Origin of the sequence: Nocardioides sp. (genome assembly GCF_016462705.1) — a bacterium.
Lineage (GTDB): Bacteria > Actinomycetota > Actinomycetes > Propionibacteriales > Nocardioidaceae > Nocardioides.
On the sequence record NZ_JAEMSS010000280.1, the window covers coordinates 1 to 3,746 of the forward strand.

Below are 3,746 nucleotides of genomic sequence, written 5' to 3' on the forward strand. Positions count from 1 at the left end.
GTGCACCCTCGAGGCGGAAGCCCACACCGCGCACGGCGACGACCTTCTCGGTCACCCCGACGCTCTCGAGCTTCTGGCGCAGCCGGCCGATGGTCACGTCGAGGGTCTTGGTGGAGCCGTACCAGTTCTCGTCCCACACGTCGGCCATCAGCCGGTCGCGGGACACGACCTTGTCGCGGTTGGCGGCCAGCACGCTCAGGACCTCGAACTCCTTGCCGGTGAGGGGCACCTCGTCGGTGCCGGAGAACACCCGCCGGGCCGCCACGTCGATGCGCAGCCCACCCGGAGGGACCGCGTCGTCGGCCGAGGAGTGGTTGGAGGTACGCCGCAGCAGGGCGCGCACCCGGGCCTGGAGCTCGGCCAGCCCGAACGGCTTGGACATGTAGTCGTCGGCGCCGTAGTCGAGCCCGACCACCCGGTCGAGCTCACCGGCCCGCGCCGTGACGATCATGATGGCGCCGTCGTAGCCCTGGTCGCGCATCTTGCGGCAGACCTCGAGCCCGTCCATGTCGGGCAGGCCGAGGTCGAGGATGACCACGTCGGCCCGGGTGGCCTGGAGGTCGTCCAGGGCCTTCTGCCCGGAGTCGAGCCACTGCACGTCATAACCCTCGCGTTCGAGGGTGCGGACGAGCGGGAAGGCGATGTCCTCCTCGTCCTCGACGATCACGACTCTCTGGGCCACAGACGAATAGTAGGACCCCGCGCCCGTCCGGCGGGCGCCATCCACCCACAACACGCACTCGGTGATGCCGCCGTCTCAGCTCAGGCGGCGACCGCGAGGGTTCAGCGCACCCCGGCGCGGTGCCCGGGGTGCCCGGGTCTCTGACGCTGCCGGACCCGCCACCGCGGAGCCACGACCGCGAGGACCAGCGCGAGCGCGGTCATCGCGACGAGCAGGAACCAGCCTCCCTGGCCCGCCTCGCCGGAGAAGGGGTAGCCGATCCATGGGATGACGAACTCGACCCGTGGGTAGGTGCTGGCGGAGACGTCCAGCCGCCACGGGTCGTCCCCGTCCTTGTTGTCACCCCGCGTCCGGGCCACGCCGTCCTGGATGGCGACGATCCGGCGGGTGACCGAGTCCCCGGACGACCCGCCGGCCGCGTCCGGGGGACGGAACACGATCACGTCGCCGACCGTGAGGTCCGTGGCGGGGACCTTGCGGGTGAGGGCCACCGAGCCCCGGTGGATGCCGTCCGCGCTGCCCTCCATGGCCCGGTCCGCGACCACGTAGCGGTGCAGGCCGAGCACGGTCGGGAGGAACACCAGCACGATGACCGGCCCGATCACCAGGAGGGCGCCGATCACCCGGCCCCGACTGAAGGTCGGGGCCGGGTGCGGTACCGGAATGATCTCCACGCATCCCTCTCCCCGTGGGCCTCCCAACCCACAGCGAACCTCGGGATGCCTCCCGAGGTCCGGGAGCAGCCTAGGTTTGAGCAGCGCTCTTACTGGCCACTCCGGAGCCACGGCGTCCCCATATGTGGGTAACGGATCTGGGCAACGGATAGGCGCAACGGACGGGCAACGGGCGGCGAGAGGGCCGCTCAGCTCGCGAACAGGTCGCCGTGCTCCTCCACCCTCGCGAGCACCTCGTCGTAGCGGAACTGCCCGAGTGCCTCCTCGTCCTCGGCGCCCGCCTCCACCTCGTCCCAGGTGACCGGCGTGGCGACCCACGGACGCTCCCGGCCGCGCAACGAGTAGGGCGAGATCGTGGTCTTCGACCCGGAGTTCTGGGACCAGTCGAGGAACACCTTGCCGGGACGCTTGGCCTTGGTCATCGCCGCGGTCACCAGGGAGCCGTGCTCCTTCTGGAGCGCCTCGGCCACCTCCTTGGCCAGCGCGGTCGACTCGTCGGAGGGGAGCCGCCGCGGCAGGTCGGCGTAGAGGTGCAGGCCCTTGCTGCCGCTGGTGACCGGCTTGGCCTCCAGGCCCTTGTCAGCCAGTGCCTCCCGCACCAGCAGTGCCACCCGGCAGCACTCGTGCAGCCCGGCGGGCTCCCCCGGGTCGAGGTCGATGACCAGCCGGTCGGCGTTGCGGGGACGACCGTTGCGCCCGACCGTCCACTGGTGCACGTGCAGCTCCAGCGCGGCGAGGTTGACCAGCCAGGTGAGGGTCGCGAGGTCGTCGACGATCGGGAAGGTCAGCGTGCCGTCCTCCTTGGAGGCGGTCCGCGACCCGGTGGTCGGCACCTTCACCGTGCGCACCCACGACGGCGTCCCGCCCGGGATGTTCTTCTCGAAGAAGCTCATGTCCTCGACGCCGTGCGGCCACCGGATCCTGGTGACCGCGCGGTCCGCGAGGTGGGGCAGCATCACCGGCGCGATCCGGGCGTAGTAGTTCAGCACCTCGCCCTTGGTGGTCCCGGTGCGCGGGTAGAGCACCTTCTCCAGGCTGCTGAGGCTGAGCGTGCGCCCCTCGACGTCGACCGAGACGCGCGTCTTCTCGGGCATCAGGACTGCTCCATCAGCAGGTCGGGGGTGAGGTCGGGACGGACGCCGCAGTACGACGGCTGTCGCAGACGGGTGTACCCCACACCGTGCGTCTCCACGTCCACCACCAGCCTGGGCTCCAGCCAGAACGACCCGGCCGCGTCCACCCGGGGCACCTCGTCGGCGAACGGGCTGTCGCTGCGGCCCAGCGGCGCGACCAGCGGCGTGAGGGCCCGGCTGGCGGTCGCGCCGATGCCGCTGCCCACCCGGCCCCGGTAGACCAGCCCCTCCGGGGTCATCTCGCCCACGAGCAGCGCGGCCAGCCGGTCGGTGGTGCCCTCCTGCGGTCGCCAGCCCCCGACGACGTTCGAGCGGCGGTGCCGGTGCGCGAACTTGAGCCAGTTCCTGGTGCGCTCGCCGAAGACGTAGCGCGAGGTGAGCCGCTTGCTGACGATGCCCTCGAGGCCCTGCTGGAGCGTGGCCTCGAACAGCATCGGGCCGTCGTCGTAGGCGTCGGGCACCTGCCACGTCGAGTGCTCCAGGCCGAGGTCGCCCAGGATCTTGCGGCGCTCCCCCAGCGGCATCGACGTGAGGTCGCGGCCGTCGAGCCGCATGACGTCGAAGACCATGTAGGTCGCGGGCAGCCGCTCCGCGAGCCGGGCCGCGGACGCGGCGTTCCGGACGTGCATCCGGTCCTGGAGCACCCGGAAGTCCGGGAGGCCCCGCTCGTTGAGGGCGATGACCTCGCCGTCCACCAGCAGGTCCCGGTCGCCCAGCGGGCTGCGGTTGAGCTCCGGCCAGGCGACGGTGACCGGGTTCTCGTTGCGGCTCAGCAGCCGGGTGCCCCCCGCCGTGGTGTCGGCGAGGACCCGCACCCCGTCCCACTTGACCTCGTGCGACCAGCCGGGGTCGACGGGCACGTGGGTGCCCTTGGTCGCGAGCATGGGGCGCACGCGCCCATCCTGCCCGGTGCCCCGGCCGTTGGACTGCGACCGATGGATTCTGCGCGCCCCACCGGTCACACTGGTGCCGCTGGTGACGCGGGGCCCTGGGTGGGTACCCGGAGACGAGGCACGGACGAGAGGGAACGGCGAATGCGAGCGATCTGGAAGGGCGCGGTGTCCTTCGGGCTCGTCAGCGTGCCCGTGAAGCTGTACGCCGCGACCGAGTCGCACGACGTCTCGTTCCGTCAGGTGCACGCCAAGGACGGAGGCCGGATCAAGTACCAGCGGGTGTGCTCGATCGACGGCGAGGAGGTCGCCTACGCCGACATCGCCAAGGGCTACGAGACCGAGGACGGCGAGATGGTCATCCTCA

Annotated in this window: 5 protein-coding genes; 1 reads left to right on the forward strand and 4 read right to left on the reverse strand. The window is 71.4% G+C overall.

Annotation, left to right across the window (positions count from 1 at the left end; genetic code table 11):
- The 4 genes from JHD21_RS21385 to JHD21_RS21400 all read right to left on the reverse strand — a co-directional run.
- Window positions 1-682: response regulator transcription factor (locus JHD21_RS21385; RefSeq protein WP_292679516.1), on the reverse strand; the 682-nt coding region annotated here is incomplete at its 3' end.
- Between the two features lie 101 nt (window positions 683-783).
- A complete protein-coding gene (locus JHD21_RS21390; protein ID WP_292679518.1) occupies window positions 784-1,356 on the reverse strand; it encodes a hypothetical protein in 573 nt (190 codons plus the stop codon).
- 188 nt (window positions 1,357-1,544) lie between these two features.
- Window positions 1,545-2,450: a non-homologous end-joining DNA ligase gene (gene ligD / locus JHD21_RS21395; RefSeq protein ID WP_292679519.1), complete on the reverse strand. Its 906-nt coding sequence runs from the start codon at window positions 2,448-2,450 to the stop codon at window positions 1,545-1,547.
- Window positions 2,450-3,373: a DNA ligase gene (locus JHD21_RS21400; protein ID WP_292679521.1), complete on the reverse strand. Its 924-nt coding sequence runs from the start codon at window positions 3,371-3,373 to the stop codon at window positions 2,450-2,452. Before JHD21_RS21400 ends, ligD begins: the two co-directional genes overlap by 1 nt.
- Before the next feature lie 150 nt (window positions 3,374-3,523).
- Here JHD21_RS21400 and JHD21_RS21405 point away from each other — a divergent pair.
- Window positions 3,524-3,746: Ku protein (locus JHD21_RS21405; protein WP_365696440.1), on the forward strand; the 223-nt coding region annotated here is incomplete at its 3' end.

What these genes read in the sequence shown, in the direction of transcription:
- ligD (WP_292679519.1), bottom strand. Translation starts at nt 2,450, where the DNA reads ATGCCCGAGAAGACGCGCGTCTCGGTCGACGTCGAGGGGCGCACGCTC.
- JHD21_RS21400 (WP_292679521.1), bottom strand. Translation starts at nt 3,373, where the DNA reads ATGCTCGCGACCAAGGGCACCCACGTGCCCGTCGACCCCGGCTGGTCG.